Source organism: Yersinia aldovae ATCC 35236 (assembly GCF_000173735.1).
Classification (GTDB): Bacteria; Pseudomonadota; Gammaproteobacteria; order Enterobacterales; family Enterobacteriaceae; genus Yersinia; species Yersinia aldovae.
This window is the reverse complement of the sequence record NZ_ACCB01000039.1, coordinates 1-23,810: the sequence shown is the minus strand read 5'-3', so window position 1 is coordinate 23,810 and position 23,810 is coordinate 1. Positions and strand designations below refer to the sequence as shown.

Sequence of the window (23,810 nt, the reverse complement as noted above, 5' to 3'; positions counted from 1 at the left end):
AATTATGTCCTCTCCGTTTTGCTAAGCCACATTTCGTCCATGCCACCACCGCGAATCTGCATCGGGTAAACATGCTCTGTTTCATCGACAGTCACATCCACAAATACCAGACGATTAGTCTCGGATAGTTGTGTCAATGCATCAGCCAGTTTGCTTTCCAGCTCATCCGGTGTGCGGATAGAAACACCAATATGACCATAGGCTTCTGCCAATTTGACGAAATCAGGCAGAGAATCCATATAGGACTGCGAGTGACGGCCCGAATAGATCATGTCCTGCCACTGCTTCACCATGCCAAGATAGCGGTTATTCAGGTTCAGCACCAACACCGGCAAGTTATATTGCAGTGCGGTGGATAATTCCTGAATATTCATCTGGATACTGCCATCGCCGGTGACACAAACTACCGTCTCATTGGGTAACGCCAGCTTAACGCCAAGTGCTGCCGGTAAGCCAAAACCCATCGTCCCCAGGCCACCTGAGTTGATCCAACGGCGTGGTTTATCAAATGGATAGTAGAGTGCGGCGAACATCTGGTGTTGACCGACATCGGAGGTGACATAAGCATCGCCCTGGGTCAGACGGTGTAAGGCTTCGATCACTGCCTGCGGCTTGATTTTACCGCTGTCTTTGCTGTAGCTCAGGCAACTGCGTGCACGCCATTGTTCAATGGATTGCCACCAATCGCGCAAGCTATCACAATCCTGCGCGCAATCGATCTGAGGTAACAACTCCAGCATGTGTACCAGAACTTGTTTGGCATCACCCACTATTGGGATATCGGCGTTGACGGTTTTCGAAATGGAGGTCGGATCAATATCAATGTGTACCACAGTGGCATCCGGACAATATTTTTCCAGATTATTGGTGGTACGGTCATCAAAGCGCACGCCAACGGCAAAAATCAGATCCGTATTGTGCATCGCCATATTGGCTTCAAACGTGCCGTGCATCCCCAGCATACCCACACTTTGGCGGTGCGTACCAGGGAAACTCCCCAGCCCCATCAGGGAACTGGTTACCGGCAAATTCAACGTCTCAGCCAACGTCAGTAACTCTTCATGACAGGCCGCATTAATTGCCCCGCCGCCGACATACATAATCGGCTTTTTAGCCGCTAAAATAGTTTGCAACGCACGTTTAATCTGCCCACGATGGCCTTGCACCGTTGGGTTATAAGAGCGCAGGCTGACCTGTTCAGGGTAGGCATAAGGCATTTTTACCGCCGGGCCAACGATGTCTTTTGGTAAATCGATCACCACCGGCCCAGGGCGGCCAGTTGAGGCCAGATAGAAGGCTTTTTTCAGTACGGTTGGAATATCTTCAGTGCGTTTCACCAGAAAGCTGTGTTTCACGACTGGGCGGGAGATCCCCACCATGTCGCATTCCTGAAAAGCGTCAAAGCCAATCAACGAGCTTGGCACCTGACCGGAGAGCACTACCATCGGCACTGAATCCATGTAAGCGGTGGCGATACCGGTAATCGCATTCGTCGCACCGGGGCCTGAAGTCACCAGCACCACCCCCACCTCACCGGTTGCCCGTGCATAGCCATCGGCCATGTGAACCGCACCTTGTTCGTGGCGCACCAGCACGTGATCGATGCCTCCGACCGTGTGCAGGGCATCGTAGATATCAAGTACGGCCCCGCCGGGATAACCGAATACATGCTTAACGCCCTGATCGATTAACGATCGGACCACCATCTCGGCTCCTGACAACATCTCCATGGGTTTTGCCTCCAGGCTTAGTTTGCTCATTGGACTGCGGGAAGTCATTTCCACACAATCCGGTAGGAAAGGCACAACGCCCCGCCGTCCTATTCTTATTAGTTATGATTAGATCGTTATTAACGCAACCAACTTATTAACATAACGTCAGAATTTCTGGCAGGCAAACAGCAATTCTCGACACAACAGGCAATGGTGTTGACGACCAACTGAATTTCCGCTCATCAAAAAAATAAAACACTGCCTGAGTATCATTAACCCTGCGCTTAACACCACATTAACCATTAATTATAGAACTAAATCAGGCTAATACTTTTTATCTACCCACAGAAGAAAAAGCCGTGAAGCGGCATGATGCCAATAAATAAAGCGGTTGGGCGTTTAGAAAAACAGCGGCTGCCCGCATCGCACAGGCAGCGACGTGATGCATGATGGGTTAATCGCGGTACATCGAATCAATTTCATTCTGATAACGCTGGAGAATGATCTTACGACGTAATTTCATGGTGGGCGTCAACTCACCGGTTTCCATCGTGAATGCCTGTGGTAACAACGTGAAACGCTTAACCTGTTCAAACAGCGCCAGCTCTTTTTGCATCTCTTTTAGCCGTTGCTCAAACAGGCTGACGATATGGCTATGACGCAATAATTCCAATCGACTATGGTATTTCAGATTGATTGAACGGGCATACTCTTCCAACGACTCAAAACACGGCACAATCAGCGCCGATACAAACTTGCGGGTATCGGCAATAACCGCGATTTGCTCGATAAAACGATCCTGCCCGAGCGTGCCTTCGAGCATTTGCGGCGCAATGTATTTGCCACCGGAGGTTTTCATCAAATCTTTCAGCCGTTCGGTGATAAACAGATTCCCTTGTGCATCCAGCACCCCGGCATCACCGGTTTTGAGCCAGCCATCATCGGTAAACGACTCTGCCGTCTCTTGTGGCTTATTAAAATAACCACGCATGACAATCGGGCCACGCACCTGAATTTCATTTTCTGCACCCAGTCGCACATCAATACCCGGCAGAGGCTTGCCGATAGAACCAAATCGAAAGTCGTTCTCTTCCCAGCAAGAAACCGTGGCACAGGTTTCCGTCATGCCATAGCCGTACTTGATATTGACGCCAATCGCTTGGAAAAAAAGGATAATATTATCATCCAGCCGCGCACCGGCAGCCGGTAAGAACCGCACTCGCCCCCCGAGCACAGCGCGTAATTTGCTCAATACCAAGCGATCAGCCAGTTTGTGCACCAGCCCAGACAACAAGGATGGCTTTTGCCCACGCTGTAGGCATTGGAACTTACGCTCGCCACGGCCTACAGCCCAACGGAATAACATCCGGCGATGCCATTTTGCCAACGCGACTTTATCATTGATGGCGCTGAAGACTTTCTCGTAGAAACGAGGCACCGCACACATGACCGTCGGTTTTACCGCCTGCATTGCGGGCCGCACCCAATCGGTATCACGGATATAGACGTTTTGCGCGCCGGTATGCATCACATAGCAGCTCCAGGCCCGTTCAAACACATGAGATAACGGCAGAAAACAAAGGGAGACATCTTGTGCTGTCAGGGTTAAACGCTGATCGTGCAGATAAAGTTGAGCCGCCATATTGCGGTAATCCAGCATCACACCTTTAGGCTCTCCGGTGGTGCCGGAGGTATAAATCAGCGTAAACAGATCGTCTAAATCACAACTCTCAATACGGCTGGTGAGTAGATGCAGCTGGACCGCGTTTGATTGTTGCTCGAAATCAGCCAGATGCTGAGCATATCCACAGCCACGTAAATCGACTGAGGATTCCAATGCAATAATCTGCACCAACTGCGGGCAAAGTGATCTCAGTGTCAGAGCAATATCAAACTGCTTCTGTCCACCGACAAAGAGAATACGCACATCCGCATCATTGACCACATAAGCTGCCTGCGCAGTGGTATTGGTGGCATACAGTGGCACACTCACGCCACGCAACTGCAAAATAGCCAAATCCGCTAACGACCAGGCCATGCTGTTATTAGCAAAAATCCCTACGCGCTCTTGAATTCCCACTCCCAAAGAGAGCAGTGCAGCAGAAATCCGGGTGACATGAGTGTCAACTTGTTGCCAGGTAAGCTGTTTTTCGCCTTCTGGCGACCATTCGCGGAAAGCTATCTGATCAGCACGCTGGCTGATTTGCTCGCGCAGCCGTCGTACAAGGTGGTATTGCTCTACTATTTGGGTCATAACATCGCAGCTCGCTGGGAAATCATTCGTTAAAGTGTACCGCCACTCTTTGCCTGTTGGCATTCAGCTTACACCTGTTCACTTTTTTTCGCGCAGTCTACCCACTCTTTAGGTTATCGCAAATAAAATTCGGCGTAGAAGTGTGAGCTGAAATTGAGTTTGATAGAAAAAAAACAAACATTGAGGTGATAAAGCAAAGCGGCATGAACCATCGCATTAGGCTGATCGGAGAAAGGGTTGAGTACAAAATAATGTGGCAGTAGTTTCAGGATAAATGATTGCCTGCCACCAATAATTATATTACTTAAGTAGCAGGACTTAACGCCAAAAATTAAGCGGGGAGACTAAATTGGCTAAGTAACTCTTTCATCCATTGATGACCCTTATCTCGATCCGTGGACTCATGCCATGTGAGATAACATGCCCGATATGTTTCTTCCACAGGTAAAGCAATCAGTTTCAAGTTGAGTGGTTCACAATATTTTTGCACCAACCAACGAGGGGCTATGGCAACAAAATAAGTTTGAGAAACAATATTAAGCACACTATTCATATCTGTACTTTCATAAGCAATCCGTTGAGAACTTGCTGTTGACTCATAATAAGGCTCACTGAAAGACCCCATTCTATCCAATGACACTACAGCATGTGATTCTGACAACAGTTGTTTTTGAGTGATTGAATCACCAATTCTTGGGTGATCTTTAGACACCGCCAAAACTAATTCATCATTAAACAATGAGATGTGATGAAAGTCCGGGCGCTCAAACTCAGTGTAGCTAATAACAAACTCAGTTTCCTGGTAACGTAATTGATGTTCGATGTTGTCATTAAGATAAGATCGGATAATGAGCTGTACGTTCGGTGCCAATTGCTTTACCCGTTGTATGATTTGCGCCGTCAGCCTGATATCTAAAGGACTGCAAATTGATAAATTAAACACACGTTCACTGTTTTTTGCCTCGAAACCCGCCCCCGGCAACTCATTTTGCACTAACTGCAAAGCCTGGCGAACAGGGCCAAAAAGCTGACGAGCTCTGGCTGTCGGCTGTATACCACGACCATAGCGGACAAACAGTTCATCGTTGAACATAATTTTCAATCGGGCGACAGCATTACTTACCGCAGGCTGAGACATTCCCAAAAACTGGGCGGCACGAGTGACATTATGCATTTGCATCACTGCATCAAAAACTGTTAATAAATTGAGGTCAACACTTCTTAAGTGAACCTCACCACATTCTTTTTTAGTCCCTTGATCATCGTTTACTAAGTTGTGTTCAGACATGCTTAACTCCAATAAGCTTTATGCAGATGGTGAGATTAATAAAAAGCCGCACTGATATTTATAGTTACTTAAAAATATCGTTTAACTCTTAATATTAATGATACCAATATGCTCAACCTTGCTTTTATTCGGTAAGATTGAGTCTCATCCTTGTATAGGAGTGAAAGTAAAAATCACACCTAATGCATTCTTCTGTCAGCAATTCTCCATAGATTAATACATGAATAAGCCATCTATATAGAGTCCCTTACATAGCAGCCTAAACTAATTCACTTTAATAACACCAAACCATTGCTTTATAAATACCAGTAATAAAATCAACGATATGATCACATCATAAAATGAGATGATTGACAACTATGCCATTAATAAATAATAAATTCATCAATTAAACCTTATTAGTTCTTAATCATAACCACAATTACATTGAATAAATTAATTCATTCCATTCAAGCTAATTATAATTAATAAGCGTGATTGTAATATACCTAACTAGCAGACAAAACTGGATGTTCAGTTAATGGTTATAAACATTCATAATACATATATAAAAAAGACAATAAGGTTTTTTGTTAATTCACCCAGATTAACAATCTGTCTCATTATGCCTTCTCATTATCGCTTGCATCTATAGTACCAAAAAAAATATTCCCGTGAGCTATCCCGTTATCAGCTGCATCGGATAAACAGGTTGGAAGAGTCCTCAAGTTCCGTTAAAGCACAATAATCCAATTAATATTCATTATACCGAACAAATAAAAACACAATGTCATTACAAATAACATTTAATTCTGCATAGGTTATTTTTTTAGATTTTTACTCCAAACGAAGGAAGCCGTGATCTATACAACCAGTTGAAGCCGCCATTTTAAACAAATGTTGACATACCCACAGAATTCACGTATCAATTTAGGTAACGCATTATTTTGACCAATGAGAAGCTGAAAAATTATGTTCTACACTACCCGTCTACTAAGCCTACTACTTAACGCATCCCTTTTGCGCGGTATGTTGGTGGACGGAAATCAGAACTGATTCAGCCATCAAGATTAACAAGCCCGCGCAAATGCGCGGGTTTTTTTTTACCCGCTAAGCGCAAATGTAAACACGACAAGGAACAACCTATGAGCCAACAAGTCATTATTTTCGATACAACATTGCGCGACGGTGAACAAGCATTGCAAGCCAGCCTGAGTGTTAAAGAGAAGCTGCAAATCGCGTTAGCATTGGAAAGAATGGGTGTCGATGTCATGGAAGTCGGTTTCCCGGTTTCCTCACCTGGCGATTTTGAGTCAGTTCGCACCATCGCTCAGCAAGTCAAAAACAGCCGCGTTTGTGCCCTGGCTCGCTGTGTAGACAAGGATATTGATGTCGCCGCAGAAGCTTTGCGTATTGCCGAAGCCTTTCGTATTCATGTGTTTTTGGCGACATCCACTTTACATATCGAATCTAAATTAAAGCGCTCATTTGATGATGTGTTAGCGATGGCGGTTCACTCGGTGAAACGCGCCCGCAACTATACTGATGATGTTGAATTCTCTTGTGAAGATGCTGGCCGCACCCCTATTGATAACCTGTGCCGCATCGTAGAAGCCGCGATCAATGCCGGTGCCACAACCATCAATATCCCTGATACCGTCGGTTACACCACGCCTTATCAATTCGGCGAAATCATCACTGACTTGTATGAGCGTGTACCGAATATTGATAAAGCCATTATCTCTGTCCATTGCCATGACGATTTAGGCATGTCGGTTGCCAACTCCATTACCGCAGTGCAAGCCGGGGCGCGTCAGGTTGAAGGCACGATTAATGGTTTGGGCGAACGCGCCGGTAACTGTTCACTGGAAGAAGTGATCATGGCGATTAAAGTGCGTGAAAAGATGTTGGGCGTGCATACCAATATCAATCATCAAGAGATTTATCGTACCAGCCAGTTGGTCAGTAAGTTATGCAACATGCCAATACCTGCTAATAAAGCCATTGTCGGCAGTAATGCTTTCGCTCACTCATCCGGTATTCATCAGGATGGCGTGCTGAAAAATCGCGAAAACTACGAAATCATGACACCGCAATCCATCGGTTTGAAAGAAGTGCAGTTGAACCTGACCTCCCGTTCAGGTCGTGCTGCGGTCAAACACCGTATGGAAGAAATGGGTTATCAGGATAAAGATTACAATTTGGATTCCTTATACGATGCGTTCCTGAAGCTGGCAGATAAGAAAGGTCAGGTGTTTGATTACGACCTGGAAGCGTTAGCCTTCATCAATAAGCAGCAGGAAGAACCAGAGCATTACCGTTTGGACTATTTCAGTGTGCAGTCTGGTTCTAGTGTGATGGCGACCGCATCGGTGAAATTGGTCTGTGGTGAAGAAATCAAATCAGAAGCCGCCACAGGTAATGGCCCGGTTGATGCAGTATATCAGGCCATCAATCGCATTACCGGTTATGACATTGAGCTGGTGAAATATCAACTGTCGGCCAACGGCCAGGGTAAAGACGCATTGGGTCAGGTTGATATCGTCGTCGCCTACAAAGGCCGCCGCTTCCACGGTGTGGGCCTGGCAACCGACATTGTCGAGTCATCGGCTAAAGCGTTGGTTCACGTATTAAATAACATCTGGCGCGCTCATCAGGTAGAAATCGAGAAGCAGCGCTTGCAACAAAATAATCAGGAAATGGTGTGAACATGACTAAGACTTATCATATTGCCGTTTTACCCGGAGATGGCATTGGCCCTGAAGTAATGGCTCAGGCACATAAAGTATTGGATGCGGTACGCGCGCGTTTCGATATCAGGATTTCAACCAGTGTTTATGATGTCGGTGGCGCAGCTATTGACCGTCACGGTAGCCCATTACCGGCAGCGACAGTCAGCGGATGTGAACAGGCTGACGCTATCTTGTTTGGCTCGGTAGGCGGCCCAAAATGGGAGCATTTGCCACCGGCGGAACAACCAGAACGCGGCGCGTTGTTACCACTGCGCAAGCACTTTAAATTATTCAGCAACTTGCGCCCAGCGCGCTTGTATCAAGGATTAGAAGATTTCTGCCCATTGCGCAGTGATATCGCAGCGAAAGGTTTCGATATTCTGTGTGTGCGTGAATTAACCGGCGGTATCTATTTCGGCCAACCGAAAGGTCGTGAAGGCCAGGGCCAGTATGAACGTGCTTTTGATACCGAAGTTTACCATCGCTTTGAAATTGAACGCATTGCCCGCATTGCGTTTGAATCAGCGCGTAAACGCCGTGGCAAAGTCACCTCTATTGATAAAGCCAATGTGTTGCAGAGTTCCATTCTGTGGCGTGAAGTCGTTACCGCTATTGCGGCGGACTATCCAGATGTTACGTTATCCCATATGTATATCGATAACGCCACCATGCAGTTAATTAAAGACCCTTCCCAGTTTGATGTGCTGCTGTGTTCTAACTTGTTTGGCGATATTTTGTCTGATGAGTGCGCCATGATTACCGGCTCTATGGGCATGTTGCCGTCGGCCAGCCTGAACGAACAAGGTTTCGGTTTATATGAACCGGCTGGCGGTTCTGCACCCGATATCGCGGGCAAAAACATTGCCAACCCCATCGCGCAAATTCTCTCTTTAGCCCTGTTGTTGCGCTTTAGTTTAGGTAAAGACGATGCGGCGGCGGCTATCGAAAACGCCATCAACCAAGCATTGGAACAAGGTTATCGCACTGCTGATTTGGCCGGTGATGGCACAGCAATTGGTACCAACGAAATGGGCGATATCATCGCTAAATTCGTGGCGGAGGGGGTATAAAATGGGCAAGACCTTATATCAAAAACTGTATGATGCGCATATCGTTTACGAAGCGCAGAATGAAACCCCGCTGTTGTATATCGATCGCCATTTAGTACATGAAGTGACCTCTCCGCAGGCCTTTGATGGCTTGCGTGCCATGAATCGCCCGGTGCGTCAGCCGGGTAAAACCTTTGCCACCATGGACCACAACGTTTCAACCCAGACTAAAGATATCAATGCCAGCGGTGAAATGGCCCGTATCCAGATGCAGGAACTGATGAAGAACTGTGCTGAGTTTGGCATCTCTTTGTATGACCTAAACCACCCATTCCAAGGCATCGTCCATGTGATTGGCCCGGAACAAGGCATGACCTTACCGGGCATGACCATCGTTTGTGGTGACTCGCACACTGCAACCCACGGTGCGTTTGGCTCACTGGCATTTGGTATCGGCACCTCAGAAGTCGAACATGTGTTGGCCACCCAAACCCTGAAACAGGGCCGAGCCAAAACCATGAAAATCGAAGTCAACGGCGATGTTGGCGCAGGTATTACCGCCAAAGATGTCGTGTTGGCGATTATCGGCAAAACCGGCAGCGCGGGCGGCACCGGCCATGTGGTGGAATTCTGTGGCAGCGCGATTGCAGCGCTGAGCATGGAAGGCCGCATGACATTGTGCAATATGGCCATTGAAATGGGTGCTAAAGCGGGTTTGGTCGCACCGGACGACACGACTTTTAACTATTTAAAAGGCCGTCAATTCGCCCCGACCGGCGAGCAATGGGAACAAGGCGTAGCCTACTGGCGCACCTTGAAATCTGATGCTGATGCCAAATTCGATACCATCGTCACCTTAGATGCCGCTGATATCGCGCCACAAGTGACCTGGGGCACCAATCCGGGTCAGGTGATTGCGGTGAATGACATTATCCCATCGCCAGAATCATTCAGTGATCCGGTTGAACGCGCTTCGGCGGAAAAAGCCTTGGCTTATATGGACTTGCGCCCCGGCATCAAATTAACCGAAGTGGCAATTGATAAGGTCTTTATCGGTTCTTGCACCAACTCGCGCATTGAAGATTTACGTGCCGCAGCCGCAGTGGCGCAAGGGCGTAAAGTCGCAACCGGCGTGCAAGCCATTGTAGTACCCGGCTCCGGCCCGGTGAAAGCACAAGCCGAAGCAGAAGGTTTGGATAAAATCTTTATCGAAGCCGGTTTTGAGTGGCGTTTGCCCGGTTGTTCCATGTGTTTGGCGATGAACAACGACCGTCTGGAACCCGGAGAGCGTTGTGCCTCCACCAGCAACCGTAACTTTGAAGGCCGTCAGGGCCGTGGTGGCCGCACACATTTGGTTAGCCCGGCAATGGCCGCCGCCGCCGCTGTCAGTGGTCATTTTGCTGATGTTCGCGACTTAGAAGCCGCCACCCACTAACGGAGACACCACTATGACTAAATCTACTCAACACACTGGTTTTACTCAACATAGGGGTTTGGTCGCACCGTTAGATGCGGCAAACGTCGATACCGACGCGATTATCCCAAAACAGTTTTTGCAAAAAGTGACGCGCACCGGTTTTGGTCAGCACCTGTTTAACGACTGGCGTTTTCTCGATGACGCCGGCAAAGTGCCCAACCCTGAGTTTGTGCTGAACCGGCCTCGCTATCTGGGCGCAACCATCCTGTTGGCTCGTGAGAATTTCGGCTGTGGCTCATCGCGCGAACATGCGCCGTGGGCATTAACCGATTTTGGTTTTAAAGTGGTTATCGCACCAAGCTTCGCTGATATTTTTTACGGCAACTCATTTAATAATCAATTATTACCGGTAACACTAAACGAAACGGATATCGATACCTTATTCCAGTTGGTTAGCGATAATGAGGGCATCGAGTTTGTTGTCGATTTAGAGCAGCAAACAGTGAATGCCGGAGGGGAAAGTTACGCTTTTGAAATAGACAGTTTCCGCCGCCATTGTATGATCAATGGCCTGGACAGTATTGGCCTGACGTTGCAGCATGAAGGCCATATTTCAGCATATGAAAAACAGCAACCGGCATTTTTGAAATAATGACCACCGTACGCGGGTGCACTATGCTTCGCGCACCCGCGCACAGATAATGAGCGCCAATATTGCCAACCCCATCGCCACCACATACACCGCGTTATGCCCCCATGTTTCGGTCAATACGCCTTGCAGCACCCCGGCCAGAATAACGCCCGTGGAAATGCTATTGGTAAACAGAGTCGTTGCCGCCCCAGCCCTACCTGGCATTAAATCTTGAAAATAGAGCATACCGATACCGGCGATGATACCAATAAATATGGCATTAAAAACCTGCAATAACATCAACGCAGTTTTGAATTTAAACAGCACCAACCCGGTATAAAACAGCACGCCCGCCAGTACCGCAAACAGCATGATGTTACGTTTACCAAAGCGCCTGACCGAATAACCCGCCAACAGCATGATAGGGATTTCCAGCCCGGCGGCAGTTCCCATCAGTAAGCCCGCCAACCGTTCCGGCAACCCCAAATTCACCGTGATATACAACGGCATATCAATGATATACATGGTATTGCACGTCCACATCAACATTGAGGCGATAAACAGCAGCAACACGTCTTTATCCGCAAATAGGCTGGTCTGGGTCACGGCAGGAGCATCGGTGACCGGCGCTACTCGCGGTACCGAAGGCAAAATAAACCACACCACCAGCGCACTAAGAACAAAAATACCGGCAGCGATACAGAACATCAGCGTAAAGCCATAATTCAGCGCCAGCATAAATGACAATGGCGGCCCGATAACCCAAGCCAATGAGAGCTGCGCACGCATAATCGAACTGAACATCACCACTTCGCGGGCTGAGCTATCGGCATATTCCCGCGCTAAAGCGAAAATCTGCGGCATGGCGGTGTTGGCGACTGAAGCTAACAGAACACCGGCGGTAATCAGTGTTAGGTAGTCACGATTGAAGGCAAATAACAGGCAGTTCCCCACCGCCATCAGGTAACAAACTATAATCAACTTACGCCGATCGCCGCGTAGATCAGAGCGTTTAGCCAATACAAAGCTCACCGTTATCCCAGCAATAGCATTCACGGTATAAAACAATCCGACCCACAGTGGGCGCACTTTCACTTCAGTGCTCAAGAATAAGCTCAACGTGGGTGCCTGCAATGCCCCCGCGATACCGGAGAGAAAAGCCACCACAAAGAAAGCGAGAAATACCGGGTTAATACGGCGGGAAAAGGTTAATGCAGATTTCATTCCAGGCTCCAGCGCCAGAAACAGCGATTAAACGCTATGCTACAGAAGCGCGCAGATTTATATAGAAAAAAATAGATGAGCCGCATAAATTTCATATCAAAATCATTGATGCGGTTCACCACCCGGCATCAAGGTCGCAGGATAAAAAAACCAGTGGTATAAACCACTGGCTGGTGAAAATCACCATTACTCAGAAATTTTTGGTACTCGGTATAGCCAGACTCCGTTCACACAACAAACATCAATAACAGTTACCACACATCACAAAGTATGCTCGGTGCGGGCAATAATATCGTCCTGCGCATCGGGTGATAGCGCGGTAAAGAACGCTGAGTAACCGGCAACCCGCACCACCAAATCGCGGTAACGATCTGGATGTTGCCTGGCTTCAAGCAGTGTCTCGCGTGAGACAATGTTGTACTGCACATGCCAGCCCAGATACTCCTCAAAGAAGGTGCGCAGCATCAGCATCAGCTTTTCCCGGTCACGCGGGTTGTCCAATGTGGACGGATTCAGTTTTTGATTGAGCAACACCCCGCCAAGAATCGAGGCGGTCGGCAATTTCGCCAGTGAATTGAACACGGCGGTTGGCCCCAGATGGTCAGTGCCGGAGGCCGGGCTGGCCCCTTCTGCCAGCGGGCTATGGGCTTTACGTCCATCCGGTGTAGCCATCGTCGCCGCACCGAATGGCACGTTGGCAGAAATAGAGGACGTCCCGGCATAATAGGTACCACCTATCGGGCCACGACCAAAGCGAGTATTGTGATATTGCTTTAGCTCATCAATGTACGTTTGGTAAGCGCGCACTAACAGTTGGTCGACATCATCAACGTCATTGCCGTATTTTGGTGCTGAATTAATCAGATGCTGGCGCAATTGTTCACCGTTCAAACCGGCAAAGTCATTGGCTAACGCTGTTGCCAGTTGCGGCTGACTGATAAGTTGTTGTTCAAACACCAGTTTACGCACCGCTGCCAGACTATTACCCAAATTGGCAATACCCACCTGCAAGCCGGAAACCCAATCGTAGCGCGCCCCGCCCTGTTTGATACTTTTACCGCGCTCAATGCAATCATCCACCAACGCCGAACAGACGATATCGTGGGCGTTCTCTTCCAATACCGTATCCACTACACACTCTATCTCGATAGATTTGCGGGTGTAGTAGCGAATCTGCGCATCCCACTGCGCCATCACCTGAGAGAAATCGCTAAAATTGCCCTGCGACAAACCTTGCTCTTGTGACAAAAATACCTGTCCGGATGTCGCATCACGGCCTTGTTCCAACGCCGCCAGCATCACGCGGGCAAAGTTAATAAAACTCATGCCGGTACAGCGATAACCCCATTTACCGCCCACCGCCGTTTCAATACACCCGATCGCGGCGTAATCGTAGGCATCCTGCGGTTCTACACCCAATTTGATAAATTCGGGAATAACAATCTCGTCATTATTAAATGCGGGCATACCAAAGCCGCAGCGGATCACCTGCACACAGGCATCGAGGAAATCATCACTGATACCGGCATGGTAGCGCACACTCAGGTTCGGTTGAGTCGAACGTAAGCGCCCGCAAGATTCCAGCACCGCATAAGAGAGCGGGTTAACCGCGTCGATTGCTTTGCCCTGCACCAGTTTCTGCCCGCCGATAGTGACATTCTGATACAGCGGGCTGCCTGCCGAGGCTTTAGAGTGCGAACCGGAACGGATCTTGTTCACTTCCAGCAACTTCAACCAACAGCTATGCAGCATCTCGATAGCTTTTTCGCGGTTGAGGGTATTTTCCAGCTCCACGTCACGGCGATACCACGGATAGAGGTATTGGTCGAGGCGGCCAAAGGAGACGGAATGACCGTTAGATTCAATTTGCAGCATCAACTGAATGAAATAGCATAACTGCAAGGCTTGCCAGAAAGTCTGCGGCGGTTGATGAGCAATCAGAATACAGTTTTCGGCGATAGTTTGTAGCTCAATACGCCGCCAGTCACGCGACTCTTCTTGTGCCATTTGCCGTGCCAGCGCTGCATAACGTTCAATATGTTCGCTCAGCGCCGCCAATGAAATATCAATGGCTTTGAGGAATTGTTCTTTATGCAAATCGCTCCAGTCAGTCAGTTGCAGCCGTTCGCGGCGGCCAGCCACTTTACTACGCAGGCCATCTAGCCCTTTTTCCAGCAATAACGGGAAGTTAACTGCCAAATGCGCATCACCCGAGGTCATATTGCCCTCCGCTTTTATGATGCCGGTTGCCAGCAACGCTTTTTGCTCATCGGTAAACATGCCGTAACAGCGATCTTGTACCGTCTGGCCGCGCCACCACGGGCAGATACGATGTAATACCGCTTTATCTGCTGCACTGACCGAGAAACCGGCACCGGGGCGATCGGCCAGCTCATCAATTTCGTTTTCAATCCAACTCACGGTGTATTCAGGGAAAATTGGCGCAGCGCGCAGTTGGCTGGCCTGATTACCGATAATCAGCTCATCATTTTTGATCCAGACGGTGCGAAGCTGTAAATGATGCGCCAGCGCCAAGGCGCGCCTGACGGGGAGAGGTTTGTCCTGATGCTGCTGATATACTTCGGTATAATGCTGCGCTCGTTCGGTACACACCGGTGGCTTCACAATGTGGATCAGTGCATTTTTATGCAGCTTCGTCCGTTCGCTTAAGGTTACCAAATCAAGAGTGGTCATCGCGTTATCCTCGTAAAATTGCGCTCAAACCTTTATCACGGGCATAACTTTCCGCGAAGTGAAGCAGTTCAGGCGCGTCCAAAGGAGTATTTGCTGCCCGATAGGTTTCACCCAGCAGCGCATACTTGTTGATACCCAACGTGTGGTAAGGCAAAAAATGGATCTCTTTCACGCCTATCTCATCAGCGGCAAAATCGACGATCCCTTGTATCGAGTGGCGATCCGCATTGAAATCGGGGATCAATGGCACTCGCACCGTGATATGGGTGCCTGCTGCCGCTAACTTGCGAAAGTTGTCCATCACCCGTTTAGCCGAACCGCCCGTCCATTGGTGAAAACGGTGCTCATCAGTATGTTTTAAGTCCGCCAGCATCACATCAAGCCACGGCAAAGAAGGGGCGATATAGCGCCACGGCGTATGCAGGCAGGACTCAACTGCGGTGTGAATACCAAGCCGATGGCAGCGCTGTAATAATTCAGCCGCGATGTCAGGCTGCATAAATGGCTCGCCACCGGAGAGCGTGACACCGCCGCCGCTGCGCCGATAAAACGGCATATCCCGCAGCAGTGTTACCATCGTGGCATCAATATCAATTGAGCTGCCACATACCGTCAAAGCACCACTCGGGCAACGCTCGGTTAGCGCCTGAATATCTTCTTTATCAAGTCGTTGGCGAGAGATCTCAATTTGATCATCAACGCGCTGGATCGCCTGTGGGCAGGTCTGTTGACACAATTCACAGCCAGATAAACACAGGCGCGAATCAAACAAAACCTCCGGTTTCGGTGAGCGGCTTTCCGGGTTTTGGCACCAACGGCAGCTCAACGAGCACCCTTTGAGAAACACTACACTGCGAATACCGGGGCCATCATGAGTGGAATAGCGTTGTAAATTAAAAATCATCTTATTCCTCCCGCGATATCCAATAGATTTCAAGGTGCAGGAAGGCGGCAAGCGAGCGTCGCTAGCACATCTGCAACTTGAAAGATGCCGGGTATGGTTGTGATTGCACCAGCATTGCGGCAATAACCTGCTTTCAATGGCAACCAGTATCGGCCTAATATAGGGAAAGAAAAATTGATGAAATTTGCCGTGGAGTTCCTCTTTTATGTCAGCCTCACGCCTGCAACAGCAGTTTATTCGTCTCTGGCAACGTTATAGTGGTCAGCCAACGGACACCACCTTACAGGAGCTGGCGGACGTGCTCAGTTGTTCGCGCCGCCATGTGCGATCGCTGCTGAGCAGTATGCAGCAAGAGGGTTGGCTGAGCTGGCAGGCTGAAGCGGGCCGTGGTAAACGCTCACAACTGACCTTCCTCTATTCCGGCCTGGCACTGCAACAACAGCGGGCCGAAGAGTTATTGGAGCAAGACCATATTGATCAGTTAGTGCAGTTGGTCGGTGATAAAAAAGCAGTACGACAAATGCTGCTATCCCAGCTAGGTCGCAGCTTCCGGCAGGGGAAACATATCCTGCGGGTACTCTATTATCGCCCACTTCAGAACCTGCTCCCCGGCACCGCGTTACGGCGATCCGAAACCCATATAGTGCGGCAGATTTTTAACGGTCTGACACGGATAAATGAGGAAAATGGGGAACTGGAACCGGACTTATCCCATCATTGGCAAGCCATCAGCCCGTTGCATTGGCGTTTTTATTTGCGCCCGGCCATTCATTTTCATCATGGCCGTGAACTGGAAATGATTGATGTGATCAGCAGCTTAACCCGCCTGATCCCACAGCCTTTGTTCTCTCATATCACCGCTGTGCGCTCGCCAACCCCCTATGTGATTGATATCCATCTCAGTTGCCCTGACCACTGGTTGCCGTGGTTATTAGGGAGCGTTCACGCCATGATTTTACCCAAAGAGTGGGAAGAACAACCTGATTTTCGCCGTCACCCTATCGGTACTGGCCCTTACTCTGTGCTGAGAAATCATCATAGCCAATTGAAAATTCAGGCATTTGACAATTATTTTGGTTTCCGCGCACTGATAGATGAGGTCAATATCTGGGTGCTACCAGAGCTGTCAGAGGAATTAGTTTATTCCGGCGTGCAGCTACAAGCTGACGATACCGGCAAAAATGAGCTAGAAAGCCGGCTGGAGGAAGGCTGCTATTTTCTGCTATTTGACCAACGTTCAGCGCTAACCAGCACACCGGAGATTCGCCGCTGGTTGTGTGAGTTAATAACGCCCGTTGCCCTGCTCAGCCACGCTGATCCCTTCTATCAACGCTACTGGTCACCGGCCTACGGTATACTGCCACGCTGGCATCATAACCGGCTGACCGCACTGGAACCGAAACCGGAAGGCGTAACCGAACTGACATTGACCTTTTACAGCGAGCACTCTGAGTTTGACGCCATCAGCCAGACATTAACCACCTTGCTGGCCGCTCAGGGGGTAACACTAAAAATACAGGTATTGGATTACGCCAGTTGGTATCAGGGAAATGCGCAAAGTGATATCTGGCTTGGCAGCGCCAACTTTTATCTGCCGCTGGAGTTCTCGCTGTTTGCGACATTGTATGAGCTGCCGTTGCTTCAATATTGTCTGGATGAAGAGCTGCATCAGGATGTCGAATCGTGGCGCAATAATACGCTGCCAATGGCGGATTGGAGCCAGCGATTGGTCAGCCAGCATCAATTTCATCCGTTGTTCCATCATTGGTTAGAATTATACGGCCAGCACAGTATGCGCGGAGTGCGGATGAACACCCTCGGTTGGTTTGATTTCAAATCGGCCTGGTTTACACCGCCGGAGGCTTAAAACTCTATTCACTTTCCCTGCGGAGAATAATACCCTGCGGGGATGTTGATAATAACAACTTCAATTAATACATTGGACGGCACCATCTCCTTAACGATATAATACCAACTGACGCAGAATAAGGAGATAGCGCGGTGACAGATATAGAAATGGAGAAAGAACTGTTAGCTAACGGTTTTACGGAAAAAGAAGTCAATAGATTAAAGAAATTTCTGACCGCTGAGTATTCCAATGAAGGTGATACATTGGAATCACTCATTCTTGATTTAAAGAAAAGATTTATTCCTAGCTGCTTTTGCATTTTGTTAGTTTTACTACTATATCCACTCATCGTTACCAAGCCAGTTTTAATTGAACTATCCGTTTATCTGGTTATTACGATATTTTCCTTTTTCTGTATAAACTTGATTACCCCAATGAAATTATCTTTTAAAGCATACAGATTTTTAAAAAATAAGAATAAAGGGGAGTAACTCCCCTTAAGCTTCATTAAAAATAGTTTGCATCTTCGCGGTTATTTATATCTGAAATAATACGTATTTTATTTCCGGCACCAGCAAATTTTAGGAATAAAGCGCCCTGACTCATTTTGGTGATATTTCTATAGTAATCGCTAGGGATATATCTAAACAATCGCAATACATCAGGCTTTAAACTCAGAGCAAGCATACCATACAGCGATGATGCCATATCAACAGATATGATAAGCCATAGATCCAAATTTTGGGTCAAATCCCATAAACTTAGCAGTAGCTCTGTACCCTTTCTCCATAACGCCAGTATACTCATTATCGCCCAGCAGACGGAGAAAATTTTCAGCCGCTGTACTGGCACCACTTACGGCTAAATGTGCCCCTGCTAATTTTCCCAGAGTAAAACCAGACTTAATGATAAGCCCAAAGCCTGTGTTCATCTGGAGAGCACTCGTGACAATACCAATGGCATTTATGGTATAACCAATTTCATTATTATATTTTTCCATATTAATCGTTATATAGACTTTCGCTCTATCCAGAGAAAGCATAGTGCCTTGCCTTTCGATATTGGCACATTCCTCTTTGATATTACTGATTGCAGCACGGCACTCCGCATCGCTTTTCGCATTGCGAATAATGTTCAGATTACCATCTGACAGTTGCTTTATTTCGTTTTAAAATCTCGCTTTAAGGAAAAAATCCTTAATGTGACGGGAGGAAACAATTTTAGCCGTTTTAATGAGGTCATTAGCCGCCGACTGTGCCAGCGCCAAAAAGTAGTTATTGTCCCTTTCCCTTCTATTTAAATAAATATCCATAAAGTGTCATCCATAATTAAAACCACAGACAATGGATAATATCTTATATTCCAACAACTATCACTGCACTCCCTGCCCGCACAGGGATATTTCAGCATTTACGCGGGTTTATCTCTGTATTTTAAGATTATAACTCGAGCGATAATCTGATTTATTAATATCCCGTTCGCATTTAAAATTGCAGTGTTATTTACTGCATTTCCTCACTCACAAACATCTTACCGACCAACAATGCCCTTTCACCTGCTCGAATTAATCTCTACAATGGCGGCGTCTCAACGGGGTGCGGAAAAACGGTTGTGGTCATATCCAGAATTCATGCTGGCTCATTCCATTAACAATGAAACAAAACGCCGCGAAGTCGGTTCAATTGGAGGCAGACAGCACGCAGAAACCGGAGCGTACACCTGGTACGTAAAGATTTCGAGTACTGCCCAATCCTAAATAAACCTAATCGCAGTAAGTTTTTTCGCTGAGAGCAAACCCGTCGAACCTGATCCGGTTAACACCGGCGGAGGGATTTGAGAAAGATAACGCCGTATTCTCATGATAGCGCTGTTATTTATCGCCTCAGATACCTTTGCCACCTTTATTGTTAAGGAGTGCAAAGTGTTTAAACGCATTATTCCCTGCTTGTTTTTGATCTCTGCCGCTGCGGTGGCCGCCGATAAACCGACGCTGACGGTTTACACTTATGACTCTTTTGCTGCCGACTGGGGGCCAGGGCCTGCCATCAAAAAAGCGTTTGAAGCGGAATGCGATTGTCAGTTGAAATTTGTGGCGTTGGAAGATGGCGTATCACTGCTCAATCGGCTGCGAATGGAAGGGAAAAACAGTCAGGCCGATGTAATTTTAGGGCTGGATAACAATCTGGTGCAGGCAGCAGAGCAAACTGGGTTATTCGCGCCAAGTCAGGTAGATACCAGCCATCTGACCCTGCCGGAAAAGTGGCACAACAAAACGTTTGTCCCTTACGATTATGGCTATTTCGCCTTTGTGTATGACAAAAACAAACTGAAAAACCCACCGAAAAGTCTGCAAGAACTGGTCAGTAGCAAAGAGCCGTGGAGAGTGATTTATCAAGACCCGCGCACCAGCACACCGGGGCTTGGTTTAATGTTGTGGATGCAGAAAGTGTATGGCGATAAAGCCCCGCAAGCATGGCAACAATTGGCGCAGAAAACGGTCACCGTCACCAAAGGTTGGAGCGAAGCTTATGGCCTGTTCCTAAAAGGTGAAGGGGATCTGGTGCTGAGTTACACTACCTCTCCGGCTTACCATCTGATTGAAGAGAAAAAAAGTCACTATGCCGCCGCTGATTTCAGTGAAGGCCACTACCTGCAAGTTGAAGTAGCAGGCCAGGTTGCTGCCAGCAAACAACCGAAACTGGCACAGCGCTTTATGCAATTTATTGTGACGCCAGCATTCCAGGACCATATTCCTACCGGTAATTGGATGTATCCGGTGATTAAAATGGAGTTGCCGGCTGGGTTTGACACCCTCACCGTGCCACAAAAAGCATTGCAGTTTGATGCTAAAGACGTGGCTGATAATCGCACTAAATGGATTCAAGCATGGCAATCCGCCGTCAGCCGCTAATCGCGCCCTGGTTGTGGCCGGGCCTGCTGGCCGCAGGGCTAATCGTCGGTGTTGCACTACTGGCATTCAGCGCGGTCTGGCGTTACGCGCCTGCCGCAGATTGGCAGAGCATTTGGCATGACAGCTACCTGTGGCATGTGATTCGCTTCACCTTCTGGCAAGCGTTCTTATCCGCCATATTGTCGGTAATCCCTGCCATTTTCTTAGCACGAGCCGTGTACCGCCGCCGCTTCCCTGGCCGCCAATTGATGCTGCGCTTATGTGCCATGACACTGGTGTTACCGGTACTGGTCGCGCTATTTGGCATCCTGACAGTCTATGGTCGTCAGGGCTGGCTGGCACAGCTTTTTGGTTGGTTTGGAGTAGATTATCGCTTCTCACCTTATGGCTTACAGGGCATTTTGCTGGCGCATATCTTCTTTAATATGCCACTGGCAACACGCTTGCTGTTGCAATCACTGGAAAGCATCGCCGTTGAGCAACGCCAGTTGACCGCACAACTGGGTATGAATGGTTGGCAGCGCTTTCGCTGGGTTGAGTGGCCTTATCTGCGCCGCCAAATCCTACCCACTGCTGCGCTGATTTTTATGCTCTGTTTTGCCAGCTTTGCCACAGTGCTCTCACTGGGTGGCGGGCCGCAAGCCACCACCATCGAACTGGCTATCTATCAGGCGCTCAGTTATGACTATGACTTGGGCCGCGCGGCGTTATTAGCACTGATTCAACTGGGCTGTTGCCTTGGCTTGGTGGTATTGAGCCAACGGCTAAATTCGGTGCTGGCGGTAGGGAATACTCACGGCCAGCTATGGCGCAATCTGCAAGACACGCGGTGGTCACGCATTAGCGATACCGTGTTAATTGGCGCGGCATTGCTATTGATGGTGCCACCGCTGTTGGCGGTTATCATTGACGGCAGTAATCAGGCGATGCTCACTGTGTTACAGCAACCCGCGCTGTGGCAGGCTTTCTTTACCTCATTAATCATCGCCATCGGTGCAGGATTACTGTGTGTCACCTTAACCATGATGCTGCTGTGGAGCAGTCGTGAGCTGAAATTACGCCAACAAGCAGCTTATGGGCAGGCGTTGGAAGCCAGTGGTATGGTGATTCTGGCGATGCCAGGCATTGTGCTGGCAACCGGCTTTTCCTGGTGCTGAATGATACCGTAGGTTTGCCACAATCCCCTTACGGGCTGGTTATCCTAACCAACGCCCTAATGGCCGTGCCTTACGCGCTAAAAGTGTTGGAAAACCCGATGCGCGATCTGGCCGAGCGTTACACACCACTGTGTTTATCACTGGATATCAGTGGCTGGCACCGCGTGCGCTATATTGAATTACGCGCGCTAAAACGCCCGTTGGCGCAAGCATTGGCCTTTGCCAGCGTGTTATCGATTGGTGATTTTGGCGTAGTGGCATTGTTTGGTAACGAACACTTCCGTACCTTGCCATTTTATCTTTATCAGCAGATAGGGTCTTATCGCAGCAATGATGGCGCAGTGACTGCTCTGTTGCTGCTATTACTGTGTTTCCTGCTGTTTACTCTTATTGAAAAACTGCCGAGCCGCCATGCTAAAGCTTGAGAAAATCACCTATGTGTACGACCACTTGCCGATGCGTTTTGATTTACGTCTTCAAGCCGGTGAACGAGTCGCCATTCTTGGGCCAAGTGGCGCGGGCAAAAGCACGCTGTTGAGCCTGATTGCGGGGTTTCTCCCCCCTGCCAGTGGCCGTATATTACTGAATTGTCAGGATCACACCGCAACTCCCCCCGCCGAACGGCCAGTATCGATGCTGTTTCAGGAGAACAACCTGTTCTCACATTTGACCGTCGAACAGAATATCGGGCTGGGCTTGCATCCGGGGCTGAAACTCAGCCATGAGCAAAAATTGCTATTACGCCAGATTGCCCAACAGGTGGGATTGGAAGATTGCCTTGAGCGGTTACCGGCGCAGCTTTCCGGCGGTCAACGCCAGCGAGCGGCATTGGCACGCTGCCTGGTGCGCAGCCAGCCTATCTTGCTACTGGATGAGCCGTTTTCTGCGCTCGATCCGGCACTGCGCAATGAAATGCTGCAATTGGTCGCTCAGGTGTGTGACCATCGCCAACTGACGCTGTTGATGGTGTCGCACAATCTGGATGATGCCGCCCGTATCGCTGATCGCACGTTATTGGTTGTCGATGGGCGTATTTACTACGACGGCCCCACTCAGGCACTGGTTAGCGGTTCGGCTCCCGAAGCCAGTGTGCTGGGCATTGCTACCCAGCCGTAGTTAGGCAACTATCACTCGTATAACCAAACTCACTGACCGGCCAGCACCTTCCATAACAGATGGCGATAAACCGGCATGATGGGCTGCATATGCAACCAGGTAAAGCTGGCAATCGCCACCATAATCGACAACACCGCCACCCAGCGCAGGTGGGCTAATGGCAGCCATTTGCTCAAACGGTCTGGGCTGCGCTTACCAAAACGCCACCAGCGCCATGACAGCCACAGCGCCAACCAAATAAGCATCACTACCGCGAATAGCAACCACTTAAACATATAGCTGTTGGCACTCGGCGGAATATCAATAGCAACCCCGGCCAGTATACCGGGGAAAAAATAGAGCGGAGGCCACGTTAGACAACCAATCACATTAGGCAAGGCGAATTTTGCTGGCGGCAGGTTCAGCATCCCCGCCACCATCGGCACGATTGGCCGCGCCGGGCCAATAAAACGCCCTAGTAGCACGGTAGCCATACTGTGGTTGTGCAGCGCATGTTCGGTTTTATCCAGCATTGATTTATGCTTTTTCAAAAAAGACCAACGGTGCAACGGCTCTTTGAAGTGGCGGCCAATGAAATACGAGATCCAGTCCCCCAGCAGGCAACCCACTGTAGCAGCAGCCCAGGCAGAATAGAACCCCACTTCGCCACTGCCGATCAACGCCCCCACACTGGTCATCATCACGGTGCCGGGCAGTAACATTCCCACCAATGCTAAAGATTCGAGAAAAGTCACAAACATGACGACAAATAGCGTGAAAGCCAGTGATTGTGTCAGTAAATGTAATAAATAGGCTTCCATAAATTTGTCCGTTGGTTAAAACCCAAAGCTCAGGCGCGAGGGATTGTCCAGCCCACCGAGAAATGAGTCAATCAACAAATTTCCCCTTCGTCC

Annotated in this window: 15 protein-coding genes and 2 pseudogenes; 9 read left to right on the top strand and 8 right to left on the bottom strand. The window is 48.7% G+C overall.

Going from position 1 to position 23,810, the window contains the following annotated elements; genetic code table 11:
- Window positions 1–2: 2 nt before the first annotated feature.
- The 3 genes from ilvI to leuO form a co-directional block, all read right to left on the bottom strand.
- Entirely contained in the window at window positions 3–1,730 is a 1,728-nt protein-coding gene (ilvI, locus tag YALDO0001_RS15675; RefSeq protein WP_004704511.1) for an acetolactate synthase 3 large subunit, read from the bottom strand.
- Window positions 1,731–2,166: 436 nt separating this feature from the next.
- Complete coding sequence (locus YALDO0001_RS15670) at window positions 2,167–3,966, bottom strand: AMP-dependent synthetase/ligase (RefSeq protein ID WP_004704509.1); 1,800 nt, start codon at window positions 3,964–3,966, stop codon at window positions 2,167–2,169.
- A 331-nt stretch (window positions 3,967–4,297) separates the two neighbouring features.
- Window positions 4,298–5,254 (bottom strand): transcriptional regulator LeuO, encoded by a 957-nt coding sequence (leuO, locus tag YALDO0001_RS15665; protein ID WP_004704508.1) that lies wholly within the window; start codon window positions 5,252–5,254, stop codon window positions 4,298–4,300.
- A gap of 1,124 nt (window positions 5,255–6,378) precedes the next feature.
- On the opposite strand from leuO, the gene leuA reads away from it, so the two are divergent.
- From leuA to leuD, 4 genes are read left to right on the top strand one after another with little or no spacing between them, the layout of a single operon-like run.
- A complete protein-coding gene (gene leuA / locus YALDO0001_RS15660) occupies window positions 6,379–7,941 on the top strand; it encodes a 2-isopropylmalate synthase (RefSeq protein ID WP_004704507.1) in 1,563 nt (520 codons plus the stop codon).
- 2 nt (window positions 7,942–7,943) lie between these two features.
- Window positions 7,944–9,035: a 3-isopropylmalate dehydrogenase gene (leuB, locus tag YALDO0001_RS15655; RefSeq protein ID WP_004704506.1), complete on the top strand. Its 1,092-nt coding sequence runs from the start codon at window positions 7,944–7,946 to the stop codon at window positions 9,033–9,035.
- 1 nt (window position 9,036) lies between these two features.
- Window positions 9,037–10,449 carry a 3-isopropylmalate dehydratase large subunit gene (gene leuC, locus YALDO0001_RS15650; protein WP_004704505.1) on the top strand — a complete coding sequence of 471 codons (1,413 nt, stop codon included), beginning with the start codon at window positions 9,037–9,039 and terminating at the stop codon, window positions 10,447–10,449.
- Between the two features lie 13 nt (window positions 10,450–10,462).
- Window positions 10,463–11,083, top strand: a complete 621-nt coding sequence (gene leuD, locus YALDO0001_RS15645) for a 3-isopropylmalate dehydratase small subunit (RefSeq protein ID WP_004704504.1) — start codon at window positions 10,463–10,465, stop codon at window positions 11,081–11,083.
- A 21-nt stretch (window positions 11,084–11,104) separates the two neighbouring features.
- On the opposite strand, the gene YALDO0001_RS15640 is transcribed toward leuD, so the two are convergent.
- The 3 genes from YALDO0001_RS15640 to YALDO0001_RS15630 all read right to left on the bottom strand — a co-directional run bounded on the left by YALDO0001_RS15640 (window position 11,105) and on the right by YALDO0001_RS15630 (window position 15,884).
- Entirely contained in the window at window positions 11,105–12,286 is a 1,182-nt protein-coding gene (locus tag YALDO0001_RS15640; protein ID WP_004704503.1) for a sugar efflux transporter, read from the bottom strand.
- 261 nt (window positions 12,287–12,547) lie between these two features.
- Window positions 12,548–14,980 carry a formate C-acetyltransferase/glycerol dehydratase family glycyl radical enzyme gene (locus YALDO0001_RS15635; RefSeq protein ID WP_004704502.1) on the bottom strand — a complete coding sequence of 811 codons (2,433 nt, stop codon included), beginning with the start codon at window positions 14,978–14,980 and terminating at the stop codon, window positions 12,548–12,550.
- A gap of 4 nt (window positions 14,981–14,984) precedes the next feature.
- Entirely contained in the window at window positions 14,985–15,884 is a 900-nt protein-coding gene (locus YALDO0001_RS15630; protein ID WP_004704501.1) for a glycyl-radical enzyme activating protein, read from the bottom strand.
- A gap of 205 nt (window positions 15,885–16,089) precedes the next feature.
- On the opposite strand from YALDO0001_RS15630, the gene sgrR reads away from it, so the two are divergent.
- Both sgrR and YALDO0001_RS15620 read left to right on the top strand, forming a co-directional pair.
- Entirely contained in the window at window positions 16,090–17,751 is a 1,662-nt protein-coding gene (gene sgrR, locus YALDO0001_RS15625; RefSeq protein ID WP_004704500.1) for an HTH-type transcriptional regulator SgrR, read from the top strand.
- A 149-nt stretch (window positions 17,752–17,900) separates the two neighbouring features.
- The gene (locus tag YALDO0001_RS15620) at window positions 17,901–18,224 is read left to right on the top strand and encodes a hypothetical protein (RefSeq protein WP_004704499.1); all 324 of its coding nucleotides are present in this window, start codon (window positions 17,901–17,903) and stop codon (window positions 18,222–18,224) included.
- A gap of 16 nt (window positions 18,225–18,240) precedes the next feature.
- On the opposite strand, the pseudogene YALDO0001_RS20350 reads toward YALDO0001_RS15620, so the two are convergent.
- A pseudogene (locus tag YALDO0001_RS20350) lies at window positions 18,241–19,045 on the bottom strand (DUF4225 domain-containing protein).
- Between the two features lie 609 nt (window positions 19,046–19,654).
- On the opposite strand from YALDO0001_RS20350, the gene thiB reads away from it, so the two are divergent.
- The 3 genes and pseudogenes from thiB (at window position 19,655) to thiQ (ending at window position 22,917) form a co-directional block, all read left to right on the top strand.
- On the top strand, window positions 19,655–20,644 hold the full coding sequence (gene thiB / locus YALDO0001_RS15610; protein WP_042840261.1) for a thiamine ABC transporter substrate binding subunit: 990 nt from the start codon (window positions 19,655–19,657) through the stop codon (window positions 20,642–20,644).
- A pseudogene (gene thiP / locus YALDO0001_RS15605) lies at window positions 20,620–22,226 on the top strand (thiamine/thiamine pyrophosphate ABC transporter permease ThiP). Before thiB ends, thiP begins: the two are co-directional and overlap by 25 nt.
- Window positions 22,213–22,917: a thiamine ABC transporter ATP-binding protein ThiQ gene (gene thiQ / locus YALDO0001_RS15600; RefSeq protein WP_042840255.1), complete on the top strand. Its 705-nt coding sequence runs from the start codon at window positions 22,213–22,215 to the stop codon at window positions 22,915–22,917. The pseudogene thiP and the gene thiQ overlap by 14 nt, the downstream one beginning before the upstream one ends.
- A gap of 29 nt (window positions 22,918–22,946) precedes the next feature.
- Here the strand turns inward: thiQ and YALDO0001_RS15595 are convergent, their stop codons facing one another.
- Window positions 22,947–23,717 carry a DedA family protein gene (locus YALDO0001_RS15595; RefSeq protein WP_004704491.1) on the bottom strand — a complete coding sequence of 257 codons (771 nt, stop codon included), beginning with the start codon at window positions 23,715–23,717 and terminating at the stop codon, window positions 22,947–22,949.
- Window positions 23,718–23,810 lie beyond the last annotated feature (93 nt).

Coding starts and splice junctions, on each gene's coding strand:
- ilvI (WP_004704511.1), bottom strand. CDS start 1,730: ATGGAGATGTTGTCAGGAGCCGAGATGGTGGTCCGATCGTTAATCGAT.
- YALDO0001_RS15670 (WP_004704509.1), bottom strand. CDS start 3,966: ATGACCCAAATAGTAGAGCAATACCACCTTGTACGACGGCTGCGCGAG.
- leuO (WP_004704508.1), bottom strand. CDS start 5,254: ATGTCTGAACACAACTTAGTAAACGATGATCAAGGGACTAAAAAAGAA.
- leuA (WP_004704507.1), top strand. CDS start 6,379: ATGAGCCAACAAGTCATTATTTTCGATACAACATTGCGCGACGGTGAA.
- leuB (WP_004704506.1), top strand. CDS start 7,944: ATGACTAAGACTTATCATATTGCCGTTTTACCCGGAGATGGCATTGGC.
- leuC (WP_004704505.1), top strand. CDS start 9,037: ATGGGCAAGACCTTATATCAAAAACTGTATGATGCGCATATCGTTTAC.
- leuD (WP_004704504.1), top strand. CDS start 10,463: ATGACTAAATCTACTCAACACACTGGTTTTACTCAACATAGGGGTTTG.
- YALDO0001_RS15640 (WP_004704503.1), bottom strand. CDS start 12,286: ATGAAATCTGCATTAACCTTTTCCCGCCGTATTAACCCGGTATTTCTC.
- YALDO0001_RS15635 (WP_004704502.1), bottom strand. CDS start 14,980: ATGACCACTCTTGATTTGGTAACCTTAAGCGAACGGACGAAGCTGCAT.
- YALDO0001_RS15630 (WP_004704501.1), bottom strand. CDS start 15,884: ATGATTTTTAATTTACAACGCTATTCCACTCATGATGGCCCCGGTATT.
- sgrR (WP_004704500.1), top strand. CDS start 16,090: ATGTCAGCCTCACGCCTGCAACAGCAGTTTATTCGTCTCTGGCAACGT.
- YALDO0001_RS15620 (WP_004704499.1), top strand. CDS start 17,901: ATGGAGAAAGAACTGTTAGCTAACGGTTTTACGGAAAAAGAAGTCAAT.
- thiQ (WP_042840255.1), top strand. CDS start 22,213: ATGCTAAAGCTTGAGAAAATCACCTATGTGTACGACCACTTGCCGATG.
- YALDO0001_RS15595 (WP_004704491.1), bottom strand. CDS start 23,717: ATGGAAGCCTATTTATTACATTTACTGACACAATCACTGGCTTTCACG.